This window comes from Glycomyces albidus, assembly GCF_009451885.1.
Classification (GTDB): Bacteria; Actinomycetota; Actinomycetes; order Mycobacteriales; family Micromonosporaceae; genus Glycomyces; species Glycomyces albidus.
In genome coordinates this window covers 46,201-68,718 of record NZ_WIAO01000006.1, presented here as the reverse complement: position 1 = coordinate 68,718, position 22,518 = coordinate 46,201, and the positions used below count along the sequence as shown (strand labels likewise).

Below are 22,518 nucleotides of genomic sequence, written 5' to 3'. Positions count from 1 at the left end.
ACTCGTCGCTGTAGAACTTGAGCATGGCGACGATCGAGATCCGCGATGTTCCGGACGACCTCTACGAACTGCTCTGCGCGAGCGCGAAGGACCAGGGGCAAACGCTCCAGCAGTACCTGCTGGAGTTGCTGACGGATATCGCGGCGAGGGCGGTCCGCGATGCGGACGGACGCGAGCCCGGGAGAGGAGAGCGCTGACTACAGGTCGAGGTGGAGCCGGAGGTCGGCGTCGACACGGGCGAGGAGTTCGGCATTGAGCCCGCCGACACGGTGGATGAACCGTTCGACGCTGAGCGCCCGGACCTGCTCGGTCAAAGTCTTGGAGTCCGACGGCAGTCCGGTGTCGACCGATCTGAGCAGCGTCTGGAACTGGAGGATCCGCTTGGTGTTCGAGGTGAGCGGCACTACGGTGATCACGCCGTATCCCAGCTCTTCGACGGCCTGGTTGAGTGTGTCGCGGCTGACGACGATCGCCGGTCGGGCCTTGTTCGCTTCGGCGCCGCGGCTGGGTTCGAAGTCGACTTGGTAGATGTCGCCTCTACGCATCGGTGAGGCCGTCCCCGACGGTGCTCTCCCACAGTTCGGAATCGGGCGATTCGCGCCACTCCTGCATCGCGATCTTGTACTGCTCCTTGAGCTCCGCTTCGCGCAGCAGCGCGATGCTCTGCTGCACCGCGGCCGAGCGTGAGGGGATGCCGTGGTCGCGAGCGAAGTTGTCGAGGAAGCGGATGTCCTCGTCGGGGATGCTCAAGCTTACTTTCATAGCTACCATAATACTTTCTATTCTCACCCGTGGGTAAGGCTCAGGAGAAGCATTTGCGAGGGCGTGTCGCGCGGCTTTATGTCGTCGCGGTAGGGGACCTGACCAGATGCATGAGAATGAGGAGAAGGTGATCGGCCGCGGGTTGAGGGCCGGGAGGGCGTCACGCACTAGTTGTACGGCGATCCGTCCGGTCGGGTCTTCCGTAGCGTCGATGAGTTCTTCGACTATCTCAACCGTGATCGAGAACCGTCCGAAGAGCTTCCCGACCGGTAGGGCAGGATGGGTTCGTGGCGCAGGTGCAGCAGGGGGTTCGGCATCCGGATGATCCGGAGCCGGTGGAGTCGACGAAGATCGTGGCCGCGCGGATGCTGGCCGGGGTCGGGGCGGCGCTGTCCGTGTTCGTCGGCGGGGCGATTCCGGCGGTGGTCGCGCTCATGCTCGCCCGGCAGGCGGAGGCCGACATCCGGGCCTCGGAGGGGTTCCTCCTCGGCGCGGCGCGGCTGCCCGGGATCAGGCGCACCGCGTGGATCGCGATCGGGATCGCCGGGGCGGTCGTCGTCGCGGCACTGCTGGTCTGGGTGCTCGGGATGGCCCGGTCGGCCGGGCAGGCGCCGTACGGCGGCGACATCGCCTGACATCCGGGGGAACCCCTGGTGAACAAGCACTCCCACCGGGCTCCCCGCGCGGGGCGCGCGCGTCCCGCGAGCTAAGATGGCTGCGGTGTGCTTACCGCACCGAAACGACAGGACAAGGCTCCTCACCCCGGCGTGACTCCGAACACGGATGCCGCTCAGGGCGAAATCGGCTTTGACCTTGTTCGTTAGGCTAGGTAGGCTTCTCCCTTGCGCCTGGACACCGCTTTGAGCGGCATGGTGGCCCTGTCAACTCCGGCAGCTCGGTCCCCGTGAGAGCCAGGCCAGGTTGCGTGCCTGCAAGGCAGCGGGATCTCGGTCCCGCAGGCCGGCGCCATCGGCACGCATCCCTCGCACTGGGGGCTTCGTGAACACGGCTCTTTAGCCGGTCTCCGAGGAGATCGCTTCACGAACGCGTCTGAACTCGCATCGCGGCGGACTTCGGTCTGCCGGGCGGCGGGTATGGGTCCGGAGAGACGCGACACGCCCGAACGCGGGGGACGGGAACCCATCCCGCTGAGCCCGGCCTCGACGCCGTGCTCCGCATCGTGGGGGACAGATGGCGTCAACACAGGAATACGCAACCGTCGACTGTTGAGAGGGGTCTGCCTAGTGCCGACTATCCAGCAGCTGGTCCGCAAAGGCCGCCAGGCCAAGACCAGCAAGAACAAGACGCCCGCGCTGAAGGGCTCGCCGCAGGCCCGCGGCGTGTGCACGCGCGTGTACACCACCACGCCCAAGAAGCCGAACTCGGCCATGCGCAAGGTGGCCCGCGTCCGCCTCATGAACGGCACCGAGGTCACCGCCTACATCCCGGGTGTGGGCCACAACCTCCAGGAGCACTCCATCGTGCTGGTCCGCGGCGGTCGTGTCCGCGACCTGCCGGGTGTCCGCTACAAGATCATCCGCGGCGCGCTCGACACCCAGGGTGTCCGCGACCGCAAGCAGGCCCGCAGCCGCTACGGCGCGAAGAAGGAGAAGTAAGCCATGCCGCGTAAAGGTCCCGCGCCGCGCCGGCCGCTTACCGCCGACCCGGTCTACAACTCGGTGCTCGTCACCCAGCTCATCAACAAGGTCCTCAAGGACGGCAAGCGCCGCCTCGCCGAGCGGATCGTCTACGAGGCCCTCGAGAACTGCCGCCAGAAGGCCGACTCGGACCCCGTGGTGATCCTCAAGCGCGCCCTCGACAACGTCAAGCCGACCCTCGAGGTCCGCTCCCGCCGCGTCGGCGGCGCGACCTACCAGGTCCCGGTCGACGTCCGTCCGCAGCGCGCCACCACCCTCGGTCTCCGCTGGCTCGTGGGCTACGCCCGCGACCGCCGCGAGAAGAGCATGGTCGAGCGCCTGACGAACGAGATCCTCGACGCTTCGAACGGCCTCGGTGCCGCGGTCAAGAAGCGCGAAGACACGCACAAGATGGCCGATTCCAACAAGGCGTTCGCGCACTACCGCTGGTAGTGAGAAGGAGACATCGTGGCTAACAAGGCCAACGCGGAGCTCGCCAAGCTCCGGAACATCGGCATCATGGCCCACATCGACGCCGGTAAGACCACCACCACCGAGCGGATCCTGTACTACACCGGTGTCTCGCACAAGATCGGTGAGGTCCACGACGGCGCCGCCACGATGGACTGGATGGAGCAGGAGCAGGAGCGTGGTATCACCATCACCTCCGCTGCGACCAAGTGCCAGTGGGACGACCACGTCATCCAGATCATCGACACGCCCGGGCACGTCGACTTCACCGTCGAGGTGGAGCGTTCGCTGCGCGTGCTCGACTCCGCGATCGCCGTCTACGACGGCGTCGCCGGCGTGGAGCCGCAGACCGAGAACGTCTGGCGCCAGGCGAACAAGTACAGCGTCCCGCGCATGTGCTTCGTCAACAAGCTCGACCGCACCGGTGCGAACTTCTTCCGCTGCGTGGAGATGATGCAGGACCGCCTCAACTCCAACACCGCGGTGATCCAGCTCCCGATCGGGAACGAGGCCGACTTCATCGGCGTCGTCGACCTGGTCGAGATGCACGCCAAGGTGTGGCGCGGCGAGACCGGCCTCGGCGAGGAGTACACGGTCGAGGAGATCCCGGCGGACCTGGCCGACCAGGCCGAGGAGTACCGCGAGAAGCTCCTCGAGACGCTCTCCGACACCGACGACGAGTTCGCGGAGAAGTTCCTCTCCGGCGACGAGATCACCACCGCCGAGGTCAAGGCCGCGATCCGGAAGGCGACCATCGCCAACCAGATCAACCCGGTCCTCTGCGGCACCGCGTTCAAGAACAAGGGCGTCCAGCCCCTGCTCGACGCGGTCGTGGACTACCTGCCGAGCCCGCTCGACATCCCGGCGATCCAGGGGACCCTCACCGACAACGAGACCCCGGCCGAGCGCCACGCGGACGTCGAGGAGCCCTTCGCGGGCCTCGCGTTCAAGATCCAGACCGACAAGCACCTCGGCCGCCTCACCTACGTCCGGATCTACTCCGGCACGGTGGCGTCCGGCACCCAGGTCATCAACTCGACCAAGGGCCGCAAGGAGCGCGTCGGCAAGATCTACCAGATGCACGCGAACAAGCGCGAAGAGCGCGCGGACGCGCAGGCCGGCGACATCATCGCGGTGCAGGGCCTCAAGGCCACCACCACCGGTGACACGCTGTGCGACTCGAACGACCAGGTCATCCTGGAGTCGATGGTCTTCCCCGAGCCGGTGATCGACGTGGCCATCGAGCCCAAGTCGAAGGCCGACCAGGACAAGCTGGCCACCGCCATCCAGCGCCTCGCCGAAGAGGACCCGACCTTCCGGGTCAAGACCGACGAGGACTCCGGTCAGACGATCATCTCCGGCATGGGCGAGCTGCACCTCGACATCCTGGTCGACCGCATGAAGCGGGAGTTCAACGTCGAGGCCAACATCGGCAAGCCGCAGGTGGCCTACCGCGAGACCATCACGCAGCGCATCGAGAAGGTCGAATACCTGCACAAGAAGCAGACCGGTGGTTCCGGTCAGTTCGCGCGGGTGCTCGTCAACCTCGAGCCGCTCGAGATGAAGTCGAACGAGGACGAGATCTTCGCCTTCGACGACAAGATCACCGGTGGCCGCATCCCGCGCGAGTACATCCCGTCGGTCAAGGCCGGCGCGGAGTCCGCGCTCGAAGACGGCGTCCTCGCGGGCTACCCGCTGGTGGGCGTGAAGATGGAACTGATCGACGGTCAGTACCACGAGGTCGACTCCTCGGAGATGGCCTTCAAGATCGCGGGTCGGATGGCGCTGAAGGAGGCCGCGAAGCGGGCTCGTCCGGTGCTGCTCGAGCCGATGATGGCCGTCGAGGTCATCTGCCCTGAAGAGAACATGGGCGATGTCATCGGCGACATCAACTCCCGTCGCGGCATGGTCCAGGAGATGGGCGAGCGGGGCAACGACCGCACGGTCAAGGCCGTCGTGCCGCTGTCGGAGATGTTCGGTTACGTCGGCGACCTGCGGTCGAAGACGGCCGGGCGGGCGAACTACTCGATGCAGTTCGACACCTACGCCGAAGTCCCGACGAACGTCGCCAAGGAGATCATCGCCAAGGCGACAGGCGAGTAGGCGTTTCGGGCACCCAAGCCCGGGTGCCCGGCGCTACCACCTGTTGCCGGCAGAGGCGCTGAGACCCGAAGCGACGCAATAGGTCAGATAAGTCAAACCAGATTTACCCAGTCCACAGGAGGACGAAGTGGCTAAGGAAAAGTTCGAGCGCAACAAGCCGCACGTGAACATCGGCACGCTCGGTCACGTCGACCACGGCAAGACCACCCTCACCGCGGCGATCACGAAGGTGCTGCACGACAAGTACCCGGACATCAACCCGTACACGCCGTTCGACGAGATCGACAACGCGCCTGAGGAGAAGCAGCGCGGTATCACGATCTCCATCTCGCACGTCGAGTACCAGACCGAGGCGCGGCACTACGCCCACGTCGACTGCCCCGGCCACGCCGACTACATCAAGAACATGATCACCGGCGCGGCCCAGATGGACGGCGCGATCCTGGTCGTGTCCGCCGCTGACGGCCCCATGCCGCAGACCCGCGAGCACGTCCTCCTCGCCCGCCAGGTCGGTGTCCCGTACATCGTCGTGGCGCTCAACAAGGCCGACATGGTCGACGACGAGGAGATCCTCGAGCTCGTCGAGATGGAGGTCCGCGAGCTGCTGTCCGACCAGAACTTCCCGGGCGACGACGCCCCGGTCGTTCAGGTCTCCGCTCTGGGCGCCCTCGAGGGCGAGCAGAAGTGGGTCGACGCGGTCGCCGAGCTCATGCAGGCCGTCGACGACTCCGTCCCGGAGCCGGAGCGCCAGATGGACAAGCCGTTCCTGATGCCGATCGAGGACGTCTTCACCATCACCGGCCGCGGCACCGTGGTCACCGGTCGTGTGGAGCGCGGTGTGCTCCTCCCGAACGAGGAAGTCGAGATCGTCGGCATCCGCGAGGGCGCCATCACCACCAAGGTGACCGCCATCGAGATGTTCCGCAAGACCCTCGACGACGCGCGCGCCGGTGAGAACGTGGGCCTCCTGCTCCGCGGCACCAAGCGCGAAGAGGTCGAGCGCGGCATGGTCGTCGTCAAGCCTGGCACGACCACCCCGCACACCGACTTCGAGGCGCAGGTCTACATCCTGTCCAAGGACGAGGGCGGGCGCCACACGCCGTTCTTCAACAACTACCGTCCGCAGTTCTACTTCCGGACCACCGACGTGACCGGCGTCGTGACCCTCCCCGAGGGCACCGAGATGGTCATGCCGGGTGACAACACCGACATGAAGGTGGAGCTGATCCAGCCCATCGCCATGGACGAGGGCCTCCTCTTCGCGATCCGCGAGGGCGGCCGGACCGTCGGCTCGGGCCGCGTCACCAAGGTCATCAAGTAAGACCGCACACCGGGGCGGCCGCCTGCCGGCCGCCCCGGTTCATTCGCTCCCGGAGACCGTCGCCCCGCGACGTCCCGGACGCGAGGACAGCCGTATACGCGTAACCTGTCCCACTGTTGCCCGACCCCAGCTTGCTGGGCATTCGGGGGATCGGGCATACTGGTCAGGTTGCGTTCGCACGGGCGCGTCTTTGACATGCGCCGGTGCTCACGCCCGGCCCGCGGGCCCGAGTAGGCACTGACCGTGCTGAGAGGGACCGTTTCATGACGGGCAGGCGGGCGAGCCGATGGACAAGCAAGGGGCACTGCTGTGCCCGAGCCAGTCTCAAACTCGCGACACGCCCGACCGCGTGGAGCGGTCTGAACAGCCAATTTACGTTAGGTTAGGAATCATGGCGGGACAGAAGATCCGCATCAGGCTGAAAGCCTACGACCACGAGGTCGTGGACTCCTCGGCCCGCAAGATCGTGGAGACGGTCACCCGTACCGGTGCTGCCATCTCCGGGCCGGTGCCGCTGCCGACCGAGATCAACCGTTTCTGTGTCATCCGGTCGCCGCACAAGTACAAGGACTCGCGCGAGCACTTCGAGATGCGCACGCACAAGCGCCTCATCGACATCCTCGACCCGACCCCGAAGACGGTCGACTCGTTGATGCGCCTCGACCTCCCGGCCGGCGTCGACATCGAGATCAAGCTGTAGGGGACCAATGGACAGGCAGATCAAGGGAATCCTGGGCACCAAGCTCGGCATGACCCAGGTTTGGGACGAGAACGGCCGCGCCGTTCCCGTCACTGTGGTGCAGGCCGGCCCGAACGTGGTCACCCAGGTCCGCAAGCCCGACGTCGACGGCTACTCCGCCGTCCAGCTGGGCTTCGGCGACATCAAACTCAAGAACGTCACCAAGCCGCTCCAGGGCCACTTCGAGAAGGCCGGCGTCGCCCCGCGTCGCCACCTTGTCGAGCTGCGCACCTCGGACGCCGCCGACTACGAGCTGGGCCAGACCGTCGAGGCGACCGTCTTCGAATCCGGTCAGCTCGTCGACGTCACCGGCACCACCAAGGGCAAGGGCTTCTCGGGTGTCATGAAGCGCCACGGCTTCGGCGGCCTCCCCGCCAGCCACGGTGCGCACAAGGTCCACCGCGCCCCCGGTTCCATCGGCGGCTGCGCGACCCCGGGCCGCGTGTTCAAGGGCATGCGCATGGCCGGCCGCCACGGCGGCTCCCGCCACACGACGCAGAACCTCCGCGTCCAGGCGGTCGACGCCGAGCGCGGGCTGCTGCTCATCGTCGGCGCCGTCCCCGGACCGAAGAACGGCCTGGTGCTCGTCCGCTCCGCAGTGAAGCAGGTGGCATAACCATGAGCCTTGAAATCACCGTCAAGAACGCCTCTGGCGAAGCGACCGGGAAGACCATCGAGCTCCCGGCGTCGATCTTCGACGTCGAGCCGAACATCCCGCTCATGCACCAGGTCGTGACGGCCCAGCTGGCCGCCGCCCGCTCGGGCTCGGCCAACACCAAGACCCGCGGCGAAGTCCGCGGCGGTGGCAAGAAGCCGTACCGGCAGAAGGGCACCGGCCGCGCCCGCCAGGGTTCGACCCGCGCCCCGCAGTTCGCCGGCGGCGGCGTCGTCCACGGCCCCAAGCCGCGGTCGTTCGCCGAGCGCACGCCCAAGAAGATGAAGGCCGCCGCTCTCGCGGGCGCCCTCACCGACCGGGTGCGCGGCGACAACGTGCACGTCATCGACTCATTCCTCGCGGACGAGGCCCCGAAGACCAAGACCGCCAAGGCCGCCCTCGAGGCGATCACCGGCGCGAAGAAGGTCCTCGTGGTCCTGTCCCGCGACGAGGAGACCGCGGCGCAGAGCCTGCGCAACCTCCCCGAGGTGCACCTCCTCGACTGGGGTCAGGTCAACACCTACGACGTGCTCAACAACGAGGACATCGTGTTCAGCGAGGCCGCCCTCGAGGCGTTCATCGCTGACCGGACCGATCAGGAGGTCGCGGCGTGAGCGAAGTGACCGTCGCCGACCCGCGCGACATCATCATCAAGCCGGTCATCTCGGAGAAGACCTACACCCTCCTCGGCGAGGGCAAGTACACCTTCGAGGTCGACCCGCGCGCCAACAAGAGCCACATCAAGATCGCCATCAAGCAGATCTTCGGTGTGGACGTCAAGAGCGTCAACACCCTGAACCGCTCGGGCAAGCGCAAGCGCACCCGGACCGGTTGGGGCCAGCGCAAGAGCGTCAAGCACGCGATCGTCACCGTCGAAGGCGACCCCGGTCGCCTCGGTGAGATCTTCGGCGGACAGATCGCCTAAGAGACGCAGGGAGTTAACCGATATGGCTATTCGCAAGTACAAGCCGACGACGCCTGGGCGTCGTGGCTCCAGCGTCTCCGACTTCGCCGAGATCACCCGTTCGACGCCCGAGAAGTCGCTGCTGCGCCCGATCACCAAGACCGGCGGCCGCGGCAACACGGGCAAGATCTCGACGCGTCACCGCGGTGGGGGCCACAAGCGCCGCTACCGGGTGATCGACTTCCGCCGCCACGACAAGGACGGCGTGCCGGCGAAGGTCGCGCACATCGAGTACGACCCGAACCGGACCGCGAACATCGCGCTGCTGCACTACGCGGACGGCGAGAAGCGCTACATCCTGGCCCCCAAGGGCATCAAGCAGGGTGACGTGATCGAGAACGGCCCGGAAGCGGACATCAAGCCCGGCAACTCGCTGGAGCTGCGCCACATCCCGGTCGGTACCACGATCCACGCGGTGGAGCTCAAGCCCGGCGGCGGTGCCGCTCTGGGCCGCTCGGCCGGCGCCTCGATCCAGCTCCTCGCCCGGGAAGGCAAGTACGCGCACCTGCGCATGCCGTCCGGCGAGATCCGCCTGGTCCAGGTCACCTGCCGCGCCTCCATCGGCGAGGTCGGCAACGCCGAGCAGGGCAACATCAACTGGGGCAAGGCCGGCCGCATGCGCTGGAAGGGCTGGCGCCCGACCGTCCGCGGTGTCGTCATGAACCCGGTCGACCACCCGCACGGTGGTGGTGAAGGCCGCACGTCCGGTGGTCGCCACCCGGTGAACCCGCAGGGCAAGCCCGAGGGCCGCACCCGGAAGAAGAACCACCCGACCGACCGGCTCATCGTGCGCCGTCGCCACGCCAACCGGAAGCGGGGTTAGTAAGCCATGGCTCGCAGCCTGAAGAAGGGTCCGTTCGTCGACGACCACCTGCAGAAGAAGGTGGACGCGGCGCTCGAGACCAAGAGCAAGAACGTCATCAAGACCTGGTCGCGCCGCTCGACGATCACCCCGGACTTCATCGGGTTGACCTTCGGCGTGCACGACGGTCGCAAGCACGTTCCGGTCTACGTCACCGAGAACATGGTCGGGCACAAGCTCGGCGAGTTCGCTCCGACCCGCACGTTCCGCGGTCACGAGAAGGACGACCGGAAGAGCCGTCGCCGCTAGGCCACGGGCTTTGAGAAACGAACGAAGGATTTAGAACGATGGCAACAGTGGAGCAGGAGGCTCCGAAGGCGCGCGCGGTGGCGCGGTACGTCCGCGTAGCACCTCGCAAGGCGCGCCGCGTCGTCGACCTCGTGCGTGGCCTGCCTGTGGACGAGGCCCTGACGACCCTCGAGTTCGCGCCGTTCAGCGCGGCCGAAGTGGTCTACAAGGTCATCGCGTCGGCTCAGGCGAACGCCGAGAACAACCTCGGTCTCGACCCGGAATCGCTTCTGGTGTCCGAGATCAAGGTCGACGAGGGCCCGACCATGCGCCGGTACCGTCCGCGCGCCCACGGCCGCGCCTACCGGATCAACAAGCGCACCAGCCACATCACCGTGGTGGTCGAGTCGGTCCAGGCCAAGGGCTCCGCCGCTCCGTCGGTGCGCCGCCCCAAGGCCGCCCCGAAGCCGGCCGAGGCCGACGCGAAGTCCAACGAGAACGCTGAGAAGGAGGAGACCGCCTAATGGGGCAGAAGATTCACCCGCACGGGTACCGCCTCGGCATCAGCGCCGACTGGACCTCGCGTTGGTACGCCGACAAGGAGTACGCCGACTACGTCGGCGAGGACGTCAAGATCCGCAAGCTCATGACCAAGGGTCTGGAGCGCGCCGGCATCAGCAAGGTCGACATCGAGCGCACCCGCGAGCGGGTCCGCGTCGACATCCACACCGCCCGCCCGGGCATCGTCATCGGCCGCAAGGGCGCCGAGGCCGATCGTCTGCGCGGCAACCTGGAGAAGCTGACCGGCAAGCAGGTCCAGCTGAACATCATCGAGGTCAAGAACCCCGACGTCGATGCGCAGCTGGTGGCCCAGGGCGTGGCCGAGCAGCTGTCCAGCCGTGTCAACTTCCGTCGCGCGATGCGCAAGGCCATCCAGTCGGCCATGCGCAACCCGACCGTGAAGGGCATTAAGGTGCAGTGCTCGGGCCGTCTCGGCGGCGCCGAGATGTCCCGTTCCGAGCAGTACCGCGAGGGCCAGGTCCCGCTGCACACGCTGCGCGCGAACATCGACTACGGCCTGTTCGAGGCCGCCACGACCTTCGGCCGCATCGGCGTGAAGGTGTGGATCTACAAGGGTGAGGCCACGCTCAAGGAGCAGGCCGAGCAGGTGCAGCGTCGTCGCGACGCCGGTGGCGACCGCGGTGCTCGCGGTGGCCGCGGCGGTGCCGGCGGCGGTGCGGCCCGCGGGGGTCGCGGCCGTGGTGGCCGCGGCGCCGCTCCGACGGGACAGTCCGCTGCCGCCGCGCCCGCCCCCGAGACTGAGAAGCAGGAGGGCTAAGCGACATGCTCATGCCACGGAAGCCGCCGCGCGGTTACCGGAAGCCCCACGCGCCCAAGCGCAAGGGCAAGGCCACTCGCGGCACGAAGGTCTCCTTCGGCGAGTACGGCATTCAGGCGCTGGAGCACAGCTACGTGACCAACCGCCAGATCGAGTCCGCTCGTATCGCCATGACCCGCCACATCAAGCGTGGCGGCAAGGTGTGGATCACGATCTTCCCGGACCGCGCGATCACCAAGAAGCCGGCCGAGACCCGTCAGGGTTCCGGTAAGGGCTCGCCCGAGTACTGGGTGGCGAACGTCAAGCCGGGCCGCGTCATGTTCGAGCTGTCTTACCCGAACGAGGAGACGGCCCACGAGGCGCTGCAGCGGGCGATCCACAAGCTCCCGATGAAGTGCCGCATCGTCTCTCGCGAAGGGGCAGGTGAGTAGTGATGGCGACTGGTATCGACACCGGTGAGCTGCGCGAGCTCAGCGAGAAGGAACTCCAGGCGAAGCTCCTGGAGAAGAAGGAAGAGCTGTTCAACCTCCGGGTGCGCCACGCGACCGGTCAGTTGGAGAACAACCACCAGCTCGGCCTGGTCCGCAAGGAGATCGCGCGGATCTACACCGTCATGAACGAGCGCCGGCTGGGCCTCAGCGCCGCGCCGGAGGAGGTTGAGAAGTGAGCGAGGAAACTCAGACTCGCGGTCGGCGCAAGGTCCTCGAGGGCCTGGTCGTCGGCGACAAGATGGACAAGACGGCGGTCGTCGAGGTCGAGGACCGCAAGAAGCACGCCCTGTACGGCAAGGTCGTCAAGTCCAACAAGAAGTACAAGGCTCACGACGAGAACAACGAGGCCGGGATCGGCGACCGCGTCTCCATCATGGAGACCCGTCCGCTGTCGAAGACCAAGCGTTGGCGCATCGTCGAGATCCTCGAGAAGGCGAAGTAGGAGGATCGGGACGTGATTCAGCAAGAGTCGCGGCTCAAGGTCGCCGACAACACCGGTGCGCGGGAGATCCTGTGCATCCGGGTGCTCGGCGGCTCCGGCCGACGCTACGCCGGTATCGGCGACACGATCGTGGCCTCCGTCAAGGACGCCACCCCGGGTGCCGGGGTGAAGAAGGGCGACGTCGTCAAGGCCGTCATCGTGCGCACGGTGAAGGAGACGCGCCGTCCTGACGGCACGTACATCAAGTTCGACGAGAACGCCGCCGTCCTCGTCAAGGACGGCGAACCGCGAGGGACCCGTATCTTCGGGCCGGTCGCCCGCGAACTGCGCGACAAGCAGTTCATGAAGATCATCTCCCTCGCACCGGAGGTGCTGTAAGAGATGAAGATCAAGAAGGGCGACCGCGTCCGCGTCATCGCGGGCAAGGACAAGGGCGCCGAGGGCCTGGTGCTGGAGGCGTACCCCGACCGCGAGCGCGTGCTCGTCGAGGGTGTCAACCGCATCACCAAGCACACTAAGGCCGGCCAGACGGCCCGTGGTTCGAAGACCGGTGGCATCGTCACCCAGGAGTCGGCGATCCACGTGTCGAACGTGCAGGTGCTCGACGCCGACAACCAGCCGACCCGCGTCGGCTACCGGTTCGGCGACGACGGCCGCAAGGTCCGCGTTTCGAAGCGGACGGGTAAGGACCTGTAATGACTGACGTTGCTGAGAAGGTGCAGCCCCGCCTGAAGGAGACTTACCGCTCCGAGATCAGGTCGGCGCTCCAGGACCAGTTCAAGTACAAGAACATCCACCAGATCCCCGGTCTGACCAAGATCGTGGTGAACATGGGTGTCGGCGAGGCCGCCCGCGACTCGAAGCTCATCAACGGGGCGCTCGAGGACCTGGCGACGATCACGGGGCAGAAGCCCCTGGTCCGCCGGGCGAAGAAGTCGATCGCGCAGTTCAAGCTGCGCGAGGGCCAGGCGATCGGCGCGAAGGTGACCCTCCGCGGCGACCGCATGTGGGAGTTCCTCGACCGCCTGCTCGCGATCGCGCTGCCGCGCATCCGCGACTTCCGCGGGCTCTCGGACCAGCAGTTCGACGGCAACGGGAACTACACGTTCGGTCTCACGGAGCAGGCCGTGTTCCCCGAGATCGACCAGGACAAGATCGACCGGGTTCGCGGTATGGACATCACGCTGGTGACCACCGCGAAGACCGACGACGAAGGCCGGGCGTTCCTGAAGCTGCTCGGCTTCCCGTTCAAGGAGAACGACAATGGCTAAGAAAGCCCTCATCGCGAAGGCCAAGCGGAAGCCGAAGTTCGCCGTGCGCGCCTACACGCGCTGCCAGAAGTGCGGCCGGCCGAAGGCGGTCTACCGCAAGTTCGGCCTGTGCCGCGTCTGCGTGCGCGACATGGCCCACGCCGGTGAACTCCCGGGCGTCCACAAGGCTTCCTGGTAACTCCAGGCGCACACTCCGATCGCCACAGGCCCCGCCGGTGCACAAGGCGGGGAACCGGGGTGAGAAAGGTATACAACGCTAATGACAATGACCGACCCGATCGCAGACATGCTGACCCGTCTGCGGAACGCCAACCAGGCCTACCACGACACGCTGTCGATGCCGCACTCCAAGATGAAGGCCTCCATCGCGGAGGTCCTCAAGCAGGAGGGCTACATCGCCGACTGGCGCGCCGAGGAGCCTGAAGAGGGCAAAGTCGGCAAGACCCTGGTCATCGACCTGAAGTTCGGCGAGCGCCGCGAGCGGTCCCTGGCGGGACTGCGCCGCGTCTCCAAGCCGGGCCTGCGGGTCTACGCCAAGTCCACTGAGCTGCCGCGCGTCCTCGGCGGCCTGGGTGTGGCCATCGTGTCCACGTCCCAGGGCCTGCTGACGGACCGCCAGGCTCGCAAGCGCGGCGTGGGCGGCGAAGTCATCGCCTACGTCTGGTAGCAGGAGGGTATAAGCATGTCCCGCATTGGGAAGCAGCCGATTCTGGTGCCCTCCGGCGTCGACGTCAAGATCGATGGCGCGACGGTGACCGTGAAGGGCCCCAAGGGCCAGCTCAGCCGTGAGCTGCCCGAGCCGATCGGCATCGAGAAGAACGAGGACGGGTCGCTGTCGCTGACCCGCCCGAACGACGAGCGCAAGTCGCGGGCCCTGCACGGCCTGGCGCGGAGCCTCGTCAACAACATGGTCGTCGGCGTCTCGGAGGGCTACAAGAAGTCCCTCGAGATCAACGGCACCGGTTACCGGGCGCAGGCCAAGGGCAAGGGCGTGGAGATGAGCCTCGGCTTCTCCCACACCATCCAGGTCGACGCGCCGGAGGGCATCTCGTTCACGGTCGAGCGTCCGACCCTGCTGCACGTCGAGGGCATCGACAAGCAGCTCGTCGGCCAGGTCGCGTCGAACATCCGCCGTCTGCGTCCGCCGGAACCCTACAAGGGCAAGGGCGTGAAGTACGTCGACGAGCGCATCCGCCGCAAGGCCGGGAAGGCAGGTAAGTAATGGCGAGCAAACTCGAAAACCGCCGCCCGTCCGGGTCGGTGTCCGAGCGCCGCCGGATCGGCAAGAACCGCCGGCACTTCCGCGGTCGCAAGAAGGTCAACGGCACGGCCGCTCAGCCGCGCCTGGCGGTCTTCCGCTCCTCGAAGCACATCGTGGCCCAGATCATCGACGACGTGCAGGGCCACACGCTGGCCGCCGCGTCGACGGTGGAGCCTGGTCTGCGCGCGTTCGAGGGCGACAAGACCGCGAAGGCGAAGGAAGTCGGCAAGCTGGTCGCGGAGCGCGCGAAGGCCGCCGGCGTCGAGGCCGTGGTCTTCGACCGCGGCGGCGTCAAGTACCACGGCCGCGTCGCGGCCCTGGCCGACGCCGCCCGCGAGGCCGGTCTGAAGTTCTAGTCCGCTAGGACGGTTTTTCAGAAGCCGGGCCGGAGCATCTGCTCCGGCCCGGCTTTCGTCGTCTCGAAACATGTGGGCGACACGCGGTGGGAGCTAACATGTCAGAACGGAGCCGGAGTATCGCTTAGCTTTGGGAGGTGACAACAATGGGAATGCTCATGAACACCAAGGGCCAGGTCACCGTGCCGGCCGAGATCCGCGCCGAGTTCGGCTGGCAGGCCGGAGACGAGTTCGAGTTCTACACCGACGAGAACGGGAAGGTGTACCTCAAGCCGGTCGACGACGACCTCACTAAGGGGGAGCGGTTCGTGCGCCGTATCTACGGCAAGGGGACCGCGAACATGGACAAGACCACCGACGAGCTCATGGCGATGCTCCGCGGCGATGACTAGGATCCTCGGAACGCTCGTCGACAGCAATGTGTGGATCGACGTGTTCGGGGCGGACGAGCAATGGGGTCCGCGCGCGAAGCGCACGATAGCCCGCTGCCTCAACGAAGGCGGGCTCTTCATCAATCCGATCATCTACGCCGAGGTCTCGAACCGCTTCAACAGCATCGGTGAACTCGACGCGGTCCTGCCAGCCCAGGTCGTCGACAGGGAAACGCTTCCCTACACTGCGGCCTTCCTGGCGGGCAAGGCGTTCCAGCAGTACAAGAAGTTCGGCGGAACGAAGCGCACACCGCTTCCGGATCTCTATATCGGTGCGCACGCCATGGTCCGCGGGCTCCGGCTGCTCACTCGTGACACCGCCCGGTTCAAGACCTACTATCCGAAGCTGGAAGTCATCGGGCCGGAGTAGATGAACCACCGGGAGGAGCCCTGCTCCTCCCTGTTCGGCATTTTCGGGGTGATTTGGACCGTTTCAGATGGGGGCCGGATGCGGCATGGTTCACCGGCTGCGCGAGTATGGGCGGGTGCGTTCGGCGAAGCTCTCCCGCAAGACCGTGCTGATCTCCAGTGTCACGGCGGCCTTCGCGGTCGTCGGCGGCGGTGCGCTGATCGCGGAGGCGACGTCCGATCGCGGCGGTGAACCGGAAGGGGACGAGCCCGTGGACGAGACGACCCAGGACCCGGTGGGGGAGCTGCTCGCGTCGATGTCCCTGGAGGACAAGGTCGGGCAGTTGTTCATGGTGTACGTCCACGGGGAGGCGGCGGACACGGCCGATACGGAGGCCGTCGCGTCGAACCGGGAGCGCCTGGGTGCCGAGAACGGGGCCGCGTTCGTGGCCGCGTACCGGCCCGGTGGGATCATCTACTTCGACTGGGCGAACGGCCTGAAGGACCCGGCGCAGATCGCGGCGCTCTCGAACGGCCTGCAGGCGGCCTCGACCGTGCCGCTGCTCATCGCGACGGACCAGGAGTACGGCTCGGTGGTGCGCATCGGCGAGCCGGCGACGCAGTTCCCCGGGGCGATGCCGCTGGGCGCCACGCGCGACGTGGAGGCGGCCGAGCGCGCCGCCGCGATCGCCGGGGCGGAATTGCGGGCGATGGGCGTGAACCACAACTTCGCGCCCGATGCGGATGTCAATGTGGATCCGGAGAACCCGGTGATCGGGGTCCGGTCCTTCGGCTCGGATCCGGGTCTGGTCGCCGATTTCGCGGCCGCGCAGGTACGGGGCTACCAGGCCGGGGGAGTGGCGGTGTCGGCCAAGCACTTCCCGGGGCACGGCGACACGTCGACCGACAGCCACCTGGGCCTGCCGGTCATCACGCACACCGCCGAGGAGTGGGAGCGGATCGACGCCCCGCCGTTCCAGGCCGCGATCGCGGCCGGCACCGACATGGTCATGTCGGCGCACCTGCAGTTCCCCGCCTTGGACGACTCGCTCGCGCCGGCGACGCTGTCGCGGCCGATCCTCACGGGGCTGCTGCGCGAGCGGCTCGGGTTCACCGGGGTCGTGGTCACCGACGCGCTCGACATGCAGGGCGTGCGCACCGGGTACGGCGACGACCGCGTCCCGGTCCTCGCGCTGCTCGCCGGGGCCGACCTGCTGCTGATGCCGCCGGACTTCCCGCTCGCGTACGAGGCGGTGCTGAACGCGGTCGCCTCGGGCGAGCTCACCGAGGAGCGCATCGACGAATCGGTGCGGCGCATTCTCGCCTTGAAGCATTCGCGCGGCATTGTGGACGATCCGGAGACGGACGAGGGCGCCGCCGCCGCGGTCGTCGGGTCCGATGCGAACCGGGCCGCCGCCGACGACATCGCCGACCGGTCGGTGACGCTCCTGGCGAACGACGGCACGCTGCCGTTCCGGGCCGCGAGCGCCTCCGGCGGCGTCCTGGTGACCGGCTGGGGCGAGCAGACGACCCAGCGCCTGGCCTCGGCACTGGCCGCCCAGGGCCTCGGCGTCGAGGTGCTGCTGACGGGCGAGGCGCCCGGGGCCGACGCGATCGCCGCCGCGAAGGGCGCCGCCGCGGGCCGCGACCTCGTCGTCGTCGCGACCCGAAACGTACGCGCCGGTTCGCCGCAGGCCGACCTCGTCGCCGCCCTGGCCGGGGGCCCGGCCCCGGTGGTCGCCGCCGCAGTCGGCACCCCATACGACGCCGCGCACGTCCGCGGCGCGAACGCGGTCCTCGCCGCGTACTCGTACGCGCCCGCTTCCCTTGCAGCCCTGGCGAAGGTCATCGTCGGCGCGATCGCCCCGACCGGGGCCCTCCCGGTCGACGTGCCCGCCGAGGGCGGCGGGGTCCTGTACCCGTTCGGCCACGGCCTGGGCTACGAATAGCACGTTCACCGCCCGGCAACGGAAAGTTATTTTCACAGGCTTGACTGTTTGTGGAGATTGTCTCCATACTGGGGGCCGGGTGCCAAACCAGGCACTCCCCCCAAATGGCAGATCTCCTGACAAGCAGGGAGCATCGTGTGAACCTCTTCGCAACCCTCCGAACCACCCTTCGGGATCTCCGCGACCGACGCCGCGGCCTCCGCGCCGCGGTCGTGGTCCTCCTCGCCGCCGCCCTCACCGCCGGCGGACTCGCCATCGCGAGCCCCGCGCAGGCGCAGACCCGCATCGCCGGCATCGACGTCTCCCACTACCAGGGCGCCATCAACTGGACCTCGGTCCGGAACTCCGGCGTCCAGTTCGCCTACATCAAGGCCACCGAGGGCACCTCCTACAAGGACCCACGGTTCAACACCAACTACCCCGCCGCACACGCCGCGGGCGTCATCCGCGGCGCCTACCACTTCGCGCGGCCGAACTCCTCCAGCGGCGCCACCCAGGCCAACTACTTCGCCAGCAACGGCGGGGCATGGTCGGCCGACAACCTGACCCTCCCCGGCGCGCTCGACCTGGAGGCCCCGCCCTCGGGCGCGGCCTGCTACGGCCTGAGCACCACCGGGATGCGCAACTGGATCCTCGACTTCTACAACACGTACAAGGCCAGGACCGGCCGCGACGTCGTCATCTACACCACCGCGTCCTGGTGGAACACCTGCACCGGCTCGTGGACCGGCATGGCCTCGCGCAGCCCCCTGTGGATCGCGCACTGGGGCGTCTCGGCCCCCGCCCTCCCCGCCGGATGGAGCAGCACCACCTGGACGTTCTGGCAGTACACCTCCACCGGATCGGTCTCGGGCATCTCCGGGAACGTCGACCGGAACTACTTCAACGGAGCGCGCGACCGCCTGCTGGCGCTCGCCAACAACACCTAGCGGCCGATCGGGGGCCGGGCCCGACGGCCCGGCCCCCGCGCACCCCTGGAGGCACCATGGACGACCACCGCATCCGCCGCCGGGCCCTGTTCGGCGGCGGCGCCGCGATCGCCGCCGCCGGCGTCGGCGCACTCGGCCCCTCCCCGGCGCACGCCGACTCCGGCAGCGCCGCCCTCGAGCCCGACATCGACTCGACCGCCGAATGGGGCGCCCGGCGCCCCAACGGCTCCAACCCCGTCATCAACCGCAGGCCCGCGAAGCTCATCGTCCACCACACCGTCGCACCGAACACATCGGACTTCTCCCGCGCCCAGGCCCACGCCCACGCGCGCTGGGTCCAAAACCTCCACATGGACGACAACGGCTGGCGCGACACCGGATACAACTTCTTCGTCAGCCGCGGCGGCTGGATCACCGAGGGCACCACCGGCAGCCTCGCGGCCCTGTACGCCGGCACCCGGTTCATCCAGGGCATCCACACCTCAGGCCAGAACACCACCGCGATCGGCATCTCCAACGAGGGGTCCTACCACGACGGCGCCGTCCCGCCGGCCGCGCAATGGGAATCGCTCGTGACGCTCTGCGCGTTCGCGTGCGAGCAGTACGCGACCCCCTCGAGCGAGATCTACGGGCACATGGACTTCAACTCGACCCTGTGCCCCGGCATCATCCACGACCGCCTCCCGCGGCTGCGCGACGAGGTCGAGACCTACCGGTACCGGTGAGACCCGGTCGCGCGCGGCGACGGTGACCGCCGCGCGCGACCGTCACGTCCGCTGCCGGTGCGACACCGCCGCCGCCGTCGCCGCCAGCGCCTTCGCCGTGCGCTTGCGCTGCTTGGCCGCCACCCCCACGAACAGGCAGTCCACGACCATGAGCTGCGCGATGCGGCTCACCGTCGCGCCCGAGCGGAACGTCGTCTCGCGCGCGGCGGTCGTCAAGACCAGGTCCGCGGCCTGCGCCAGCGGCGACCGGGCGTGATTGGTGATCGCGACGGCGACCGCCTCCCGGTCCCGGGCGGCCTCCAGGAACTCCACCGTCTCCGTGGTCGCACCCGAGTGCGAGATCGCGACGGCGACGTCCTTGGGCCCGGCGAGGGCGCTGGCGACGAGCGCCGAGTGCACGTCGGGCCACGAGAACGCGGTGCAGCCGATCCGGTGGAGCTTCTTGACCAGGTCCGCGGCGACGATGCCGGACGCCTCGACGCCGAACACGTCGATGCGGCCCGCGGCCGCGAGCGCCGCCACCGCCGCTTCGCACGCGGCGGTGTCGAGCGCGTTCGCGGTGTCGGTGATCGCGCCCATGTCGGCGTACGAGACCGTCGCGATGATGCGGGACATGTCGGCGCCGGTGGGGATGTCGCCGCCGGCGATCTCGCGGTCGGGGCCGTCGCCGGTGCCGATCACGGCCTGAGCGGCGCGCATGCGCAGCTCGCGGTGGCCCGCGAGCCCGAGGGAGCGGCAGAAGCGCACGACCGTGGCCTCGGACGTGCCCGCGGCGCGGGCGAGTTCGGTGATGGTCCGCGTCGAGGCGGCCTCGGGTTCGCGGATGATCTCCTGGGCGACCTTCGTCTCGGCCTTCGACAGCGAGGGGAGGACGGACTTGATGAGCACCAGGAGGTTGGGCGCGTCGGTGCGACTTGCTGGCATGACGTCACGGTACACCTGCGGCGGAACCGCCATGGTGCGGCGCGATTCTTCACCCGAGACGGGATGAATGAAATTTTACTTCATTGCGCTAGGCTCGCAACTGTGAGTGAACCGACCGAGCGCCACGAGGCGCGCACCCTGTTGGCAATGCTGGCCACCGAGCGGGCCGACCCGCGCTACGCGGGCATCGAGGACCTGTCGACCCTCGACCTGGCGAAGACCATGAACGAGGCCGACGCCAGCGTATCCGCCGCCGTCGCCGCGGTCCTGCCCGAGGTCGCCGCCGCGATCGACGCCGTCGCCGACCGCCTCGCAAAAGGCGGCCGCCTGCGCTACGTCGGCGCCGGAACCGCCGGCCGGATGGCCGTCATGGACGCCGCCGAGTGCCCGCCGACGTTCTCGACCGACCCCGACCTCGTCAAGGCGATCATCGCCGGCGGCAAAGCCGCCGAAGGCGGCGCGGTCGAAGGCACCGAGGACGACGCCGCCGCCGGCGAGGCCGCCATCGCGGCCGACGGCATCGGCCCGGCCGACGCCGTCGTCGGCCTCGCCGCCAGCGGCCGCACCCCGTTCGTGGTCGCGGCCGTCCGGGAGGCGCGCCGCCGCGGGGCGCTGACCGTCGGCCTGTCCTGCAACACCGGGACCGTCCTGTCGGACGCGGCCGAGCACCGCATCGAAGTCGAGGTCGGCCCCGAGGTCGTCGCCGGCTCGACCCGGCTCAAGTCCGGGACCGCCCAGAAGTTCGTGCTCAACATGATCTCGACGATCAGCATGGTCCGCCTCGGCAAGGTCTACCGCAACTACATGGTGGACATGAAGGTCGCCAACCAGAAGCTCGCCGCCCGCGCCGTCCGCATGATCCGCGAGATCACCGGCGCCGGCCCCGACGAGGCCGAAGCCGCCCTCGCCGCCTCCGGCAACCACGTGAAGACCGCGGTCGTCATGCTCGAACTCGGCGTCGACGCGGCCGAGGCCGGCGCGAGACTGGAACGGGCGGACGGACGGCTCTCGGGGGCGCTGGCGGCCTGAGGGCACGCCGCATCGGCCGGGGCGCGGAGCCGCCCCCGGCTTCGATGGTGCCCTTCGGGTGCGACAACCGGTGGCGGTGCCTGTCGGCGTGCCTGGTGCGGGCGTTGAAGGGGTGGAGACTCGAAGCCGCCCCCGGTTCGATCCTGCCCGGTGAGAGTGGCAGGTCGGTGAGGGCGGCGTCGGTGTTCGATCGGACGCCCGGTGGGTGGGCGCGGTTCGGTCGGCGAGTCGCGGCGACGGGTTCGGTGGGGGATTGGCGGCCGGTGGGTGCCGGTGCCGAGGGGGTCAGCGCCAGGCGAGCTGGCGGTGGAGGCGGGCGCGGTCGGCCGGGTCGGTGACGAAGACCCGGGCGGCCATCCAGGCCGCGCCGATCGCGGGGTCGGTCGCCTTGCTGATGCCGGCCTTGGGGTAGACCAGCCTGAAGCGCTCCTGGAGGAGCGCGGCGATGGGGGTCGGGCGGGTCAGGAGGCTGCCGGCCATGACGATCGGCAGGTCGCGGTCGACGACGTACGACACCGATTCGGCCAGGTGTCCCACGGCCCGCGCCACGATCGACTCGGCGACCGGGTCGCCGCCGTCGGCGGCCTCGCACACCAGGGCCGCGAAGCGCGCCAAGCGAACCGGAGGGTCCGCCATGCACTTCGCGACGAGCGCGCCCGATCGCCGCTTGTCCGGGGCGATCGCGGCGATGATGGCCTCGACGAGCCGGCCGCCGGGGCCGTTGCCGTCGATGTGCCGCAGCGCCGCCCGGACCGCTTCGCGGCCGAGCCAGAAGCCGGAGCCGGCGTCGCCGAACAGCCAGCCGTAGCCGTCCGAGCGCAGCGCGGGAGTGCGGTCGCGGATCGCGAACGCCACCGCGCCGGTGCCCGAGACGACGACCGTGCCGTCTGCGGCCGATGAGCCGGCCGCGAACGCGATGACCGCGTCCGAGACCACCTCGACGTCGCAGTCGGTGCCGAAGCGCCGCTTGAGGTCCGCGGAGACCTCGCGCACCTCCTCGGTCAGCGACAGCGCCCCTGCGGTGCCGACGCACACCGAGCCGACCTCGGACGGGTCGATGCCGCCGAGCGCCCGCTGGAACGCGAGCGCCATGTTGGACAGCGCGATCTCTCGGTCGCCGCCCACGGGATTGGCCGGCCCGGACGCGCCGGTGCCGAGCACCGCGCCGCTCTCATCGATGAGGACGGCGCGGCTGCTGGTCCCGCCGGCGTCAAGGCCGACGGCGAGTCTTGCATGCATATTGAGGGTTCCTCGCTTCTCGCGCTACCAGCAGTATCCGCC

Annotated in this window: 34 protein-coding genes; 30 read left to right on the top strand and 4 right to left on the bottom strand. The window is 68.5% G+C overall.

Annotated elements, in window-relative coordinates; translation table 11 throughout:
* Nucleotides 1–23: 23 nt before the first annotated feature.
* Entirely contained in the window at nucleotides 24–197 is a 174-nt protein-coding gene (locus GFD30_RS07300) for a hypothetical protein (protein ID WP_153024528.1), read from the top strand.
* Here the strand turns inward: GFD30_RS07300 and GFD30_RS07295 are convergent, their stop codons facing one another.
* Together GFD30_RS07295 and GFD30_RS07290 are read right to left on the bottom strand one after the other, a co-directional pair.
* Complete coding sequence (locus GFD30_RS07295) at nucleotides 198–545, bottom strand: type II toxin-antitoxin system PemK/MazF family toxin (RefSeq protein WP_153024527.1); 348 nt, start codon at nucleotides 543–545, stop codon at nucleotides 198–200. It abuts the gene before it with no gap.
* Nucleotides 538–762, bottom strand: coding sequence for a ribbon-helix-helix domain-containing protein (locus tag GFD30_RS07290; protein WP_153024526.1), 225 nt, complete (start codon nucleotides 760–762; stop codon nucleotides 538–540). The genes GFD30_RS07295 and GFD30_RS07290 overlap by 8 nt, the downstream gene beginning before the upstream one ends.
* Before the next feature lie 335 nt (nucleotides 763–1,097).
* On the opposite strand from GFD30_RS07290, the gene GFD30_RS07285 reads away from it, so the two are divergent.
* From GFD30_RS07285 to GFD30_RS07150, 28 genes are all read left to right on the top strand, one after another.
* On the top strand, nucleotides 1,098–1,397 hold the full coding sequence (locus GFD30_RS07285) for a hypothetical protein (protein ID WP_227995925.1): 300 nt from the start codon (nucleotides 1,098–1,100) through the stop codon (nucleotides 1,395–1,397).
* Between the two features lie 609 nt (nucleotides 1,398–2,006).
* Complete coding sequence (gene rpsL / locus GFD30_RS07280) at nucleotides 2,007–2,378, top strand: 30S ribosomal protein S12 (RefSeq protein WP_091053661.1); 372 nt, start codon at nucleotides 2,007–2,009, stop codon at nucleotides 2,376–2,378.
* A 3-nt stretch (nucleotides 2,379–2,381) separates the two neighbouring features.
* The gene (gene rpsG / locus GFD30_RS07275) at nucleotides 2,382–2,852 is read left to right on the top strand and encodes a 30S ribosomal protein S7 (protein WP_106361877.1); all 471 of its coding nucleotides are present in this window, start codon (nucleotides 2,382–2,384) and stop codon (nucleotides 2,850–2,852) included.
* A 15-nt stretch (nucleotides 2,853–2,867) separates the two neighbouring features.
* Nucleotides 2,868–4,973, top strand: coding sequence for an elongation factor G (fusA, locus tag GFD30_RS07270; RefSeq protein WP_322633039.1), 2,106 nt, complete (start codon nucleotides 2,868–2,870; stop codon nucleotides 4,971–4,973).
* A 127-nt stretch (nucleotides 4,974–5,100) separates the two neighbouring features.
* Nucleotides 5,101–6,294: an elongation factor Tu gene (gene tuf / locus GFD30_RS07265; protein WP_322633038.1), complete on the top strand. Its 1,194-nt coding sequence runs from the start codon at nucleotides 5,101–5,103 to the stop codon at nucleotides 6,292–6,294.
* 391 nt (nucleotides 6,295–6,685) lie between these two features.
* Complete coding sequence (gene rpsJ, locus GFD30_RS07260; protein ID WP_026922761.1) at nucleotides 6,686–6,994, top strand: 30S ribosomal protein S10; 309 nt, start codon at nucleotides 6,686–6,688, stop codon at nucleotides 6,992–6,994.
* A gap of 7 nt (nucleotides 6,995–7,001) precedes the next feature.
* Entirely contained in the window at nucleotides 7,002–7,649 is a 648-nt protein-coding gene (rplC, locus tag GFD30_RS07255) for a 50S ribosomal protein L3 (protein WP_153024524.1), read from the top strand.
* Nucleotides 7,650–7,651: 2 nt separating this feature from the next.
* Nucleotides 7,652–8,302 (top strand): 50S ribosomal protein L4, encoded by a 651-nt coding sequence (gene rplD / locus GFD30_RS07250; RefSeq protein ID WP_153024523.1) that lies wholly within the window; start codon nucleotides 7,652–7,654, stop codon nucleotides 8,300–8,302.
* Entirely contained in the window at nucleotides 8,299–8,613 is a 315-nt protein-coding gene (gene rplW / locus GFD30_RS07245) for a 50S ribosomal protein L23 (protein ID WP_322633037.1), read from the top strand. The genes rplD and rplW overlap by 4 nt, the downstream gene beginning before the upstream one ends.
* Before the next feature lie 22 nt (nucleotides 8,614–8,635).
* Nucleotides 8,636–9,475 (top strand): 50S ribosomal protein L2, encoded by an 840-nt coding sequence (gene rplB / locus GFD30_RS07240; protein WP_153024522.1) that lies wholly within the window; start codon nucleotides 8,636–8,638, stop codon nucleotides 9,473–9,475.
* 6 nt (nucleotides 9,476–9,481) lie between these two features.
* Nucleotides 9,482–9,763: a 30S ribosomal protein S19 gene (gene rpsS / locus GFD30_RS07235; protein WP_153024521.1), complete on the top strand. Its 282-nt coding sequence runs from the start codon at nucleotides 9,482–9,484 to the stop codon at nucleotides 9,761–9,763.
* A gap of 38 nt (nucleotides 9,764–9,801) precedes the next feature.
* Nucleotides 9,802–10,266: a 50S ribosomal protein L22 gene (gene rplV / locus GFD30_RS07230; RefSeq protein ID WP_153024520.1), complete on the top strand. Its 465-nt coding sequence runs from the start codon at nucleotides 9,802–9,804 to the stop codon at nucleotides 10,264–10,266.
* A complete protein-coding gene (gene rpsC, locus GFD30_RS07225) occupies nucleotides 10,266–11,081 on the top strand; it encodes a 30S ribosomal protein S3 (RefSeq protein WP_153024519.1) in 816 nt (271 codons plus the stop codon). The genes rplV and rpsC overlap by 1 nt, the downstream gene beginning before the upstream one ends.
* Nucleotides 11,082–11,086: 5 nt before the next feature.
* Nucleotides 11,087–11,512, top strand: coding sequence for a 50S ribosomal protein L16 (gene rplP / locus GFD30_RS07220; protein ID WP_153024518.1), 426 nt, complete (start codon nucleotides 11,087–11,089; stop codon nucleotides 11,510–11,512).
* A 2-nt stretch (nucleotides 11,513–11,514) separates the two neighbouring features.
* On the top strand, nucleotides 11,515–11,748 hold the full coding sequence (rpmC, locus tag GFD30_RS07215) for a 50S ribosomal protein L29 (RefSeq protein WP_125249215.1): 234 nt from the start codon (nucleotides 11,515–11,517) through the stop codon (nucleotides 11,746–11,748).
* A complete protein-coding gene (gene rpsQ / locus GFD30_RS07210) occupies nucleotides 11,745–12,014 on the top strand; it encodes a 30S ribosomal protein S17 (RefSeq protein WP_322633036.1) in 270 nt (89 codons plus the stop codon). The genes rpmC and rpsQ overlap by 4 nt, the downstream gene beginning before the upstream one ends.
* 12 nt (nucleotides 12,015–12,026) lie before the next feature.
* Nucleotides 12,027–12,392: a 50S ribosomal protein L14 gene (gene rplN / locus GFD30_RS07205; RefSeq protein ID WP_091039823.1), complete on the top strand. Its 366-nt coding sequence runs from the start codon at nucleotides 12,027–12,029 to the stop codon at nucleotides 12,390–12,392.
* A 3-nt stretch (nucleotides 12,393–12,395) separates the two neighbouring features.
* Entirely contained in the window at nucleotides 12,396–12,710 is a 315-nt protein-coding gene (gene rplX / locus GFD30_RS07200; RefSeq protein WP_153024517.1) for a 50S ribosomal protein L24, read from the top strand.
* A complete protein-coding gene (rplE, locus tag GFD30_RS07195) occupies nucleotides 12,710–13,285 on the top strand; it encodes a 50S ribosomal protein L5 (RefSeq protein ID WP_153024516.1) in 576 nt (191 codons plus the stop codon). The genes rplX and rplE overlap by 1 nt, the downstream gene beginning before the upstream one ends.
* Nucleotides 13,278–13,463: a type Z 30S ribosomal protein S14 gene (locus GFD30_RS07190; RefSeq protein WP_030155111.1), complete on the top strand. Its 186-nt coding sequence runs from the start codon at nucleotides 13,278–13,280 to the stop codon at nucleotides 13,461–13,463. The genes rplE and GFD30_RS07190 overlap by 8 nt, the downstream gene beginning before the upstream one ends.
* 81 nt (nucleotides 13,464–13,544) lie before the next feature.
* Nucleotides 13,545–13,952, top strand: a complete 408-nt coding sequence (gene rpsH / locus GFD30_RS07185) for a 30S ribosomal protein S8 (RefSeq protein ID WP_106361889.1) — start codon at nucleotides 13,545–13,547, stop codon at nucleotides 13,950–13,952.
* Nucleotides 13,953–13,967: 15 nt separating this feature from the next.
* The gene (gene rplF / locus GFD30_RS07180; RefSeq protein ID WP_153024515.1) at nucleotides 13,968–14,507 is read left to right on the top strand and encodes a 50S ribosomal protein L6; all 540 of its coding nucleotides are present in this window, start codon (nucleotides 13,968–13,970) and stop codon (nucleotides 14,505–14,507) included.
* The gene (gene rplR, locus GFD30_RS07175) at nucleotides 14,507–14,902 is read left to right on the top strand and encodes a 50S ribosomal protein L18 (RefSeq protein ID WP_153024514.1); all 396 of its coding nucleotides are present in this window, start codon (nucleotides 14,507–14,509) and stop codon (nucleotides 14,900–14,902) included. The genes rplF and rplR overlap by 1 nt, the downstream gene beginning before the upstream one ends.
* 146 nt (nucleotides 14,903–15,048) lie before the next feature.
* The gene (locus GFD30_RS07170) at nucleotides 15,049–15,294 is read left to right on the top strand and encodes an AbrB/MazE/SpoVT family DNA-binding domain-containing protein (protein WP_227995937.1); all 246 of its coding nucleotides are present in this window, start codon (nucleotides 15,049–15,051) and stop codon (nucleotides 15,292–15,294) included.
* On the top strand, nucleotides 15,287–15,703 hold the full coding sequence (locus GFD30_RS07165) for a type II toxin-antitoxin system VapC family toxin (protein WP_153024512.1): 417 nt from the start codon (nucleotides 15,287–15,289) through the stop codon (nucleotides 15,701–15,703). Before GFD30_RS07170 ends, GFD30_RS07165 begins: the two co-directional genes overlap by 8 nt.
* Before the next feature lie 85 nt (nucleotides 15,704–15,788).
* Nucleotides 15,789–17,630, top strand: a complete 1,842-nt coding sequence (locus GFD30_RS07160) for a glycoside hydrolase family 3 protein (RefSeq protein WP_153024511.1) — start codon at nucleotides 15,789–15,791, stop codon at nucleotides 17,628–17,630.
* A 137-nt stretch (nucleotides 17,631–17,767) separates the two neighbouring features.
* Entirely contained in the window at nucleotides 17,768–18,559 is a 792-nt protein-coding gene (locus tag GFD30_RS07155) for a lysozyme (protein WP_322633035.1), read from the top strand.
* 56 nt (nucleotides 18,560–18,615) lie between these two features.
* The gene (locus GFD30_RS07150; RefSeq protein WP_153024509.1) at nucleotides 18,616–19,284 is read left to right on the top strand and encodes a peptidoglycan recognition protein family protein; all 669 of its coding nucleotides are present in this window, start codon (nucleotides 18,616–18,618) and stop codon (nucleotides 19,282–19,284) included.
* A 42-nt stretch (nucleotides 19,285–19,326) separates the two neighbouring features.
* Here the strand turns inward: GFD30_RS07150 and GFD30_RS07145 are convergent, their stop codons facing one another.
* On the bottom strand, nucleotides 19,327–20,208 hold the full coding sequence (locus GFD30_RS07145) for a MurR/RpiR family transcriptional regulator (RefSeq protein ID WP_153024508.1): 882 nt from the start codon (nucleotides 20,206–20,208) through the stop codon (nucleotides 19,327–19,329).
* 102 nt (nucleotides 20,209–20,310) lie between these two features.
* On the opposite strand from GFD30_RS07145, the gene murQ reads away from it, so the two are divergent.
* Nucleotides 20,311–21,237, top strand: a complete 927-nt coding sequence (murQ, locus tag GFD30_RS07140) for an N-acetylmuramic acid 6-phosphate etherase (RefSeq protein WP_322633034.1) — start codon at nucleotides 20,311–20,313, stop codon at nucleotides 21,235–21,237.
* A gap of 285 nt (nucleotides 21,238–21,522) precedes the next feature.
* Here the strand turns inward: murQ and GFD30_RS07135 are convergent, their stop codons facing one another.
* Entirely contained in the window at nucleotides 21,523–22,476 is a 954-nt protein-coding gene (locus GFD30_RS07135; protein ID WP_153024507.1) for an N-acetylglucosamine kinase, read from the bottom strand.
* Nucleotides 22,477–22,518 lie beyond the last annotated feature (42 nt).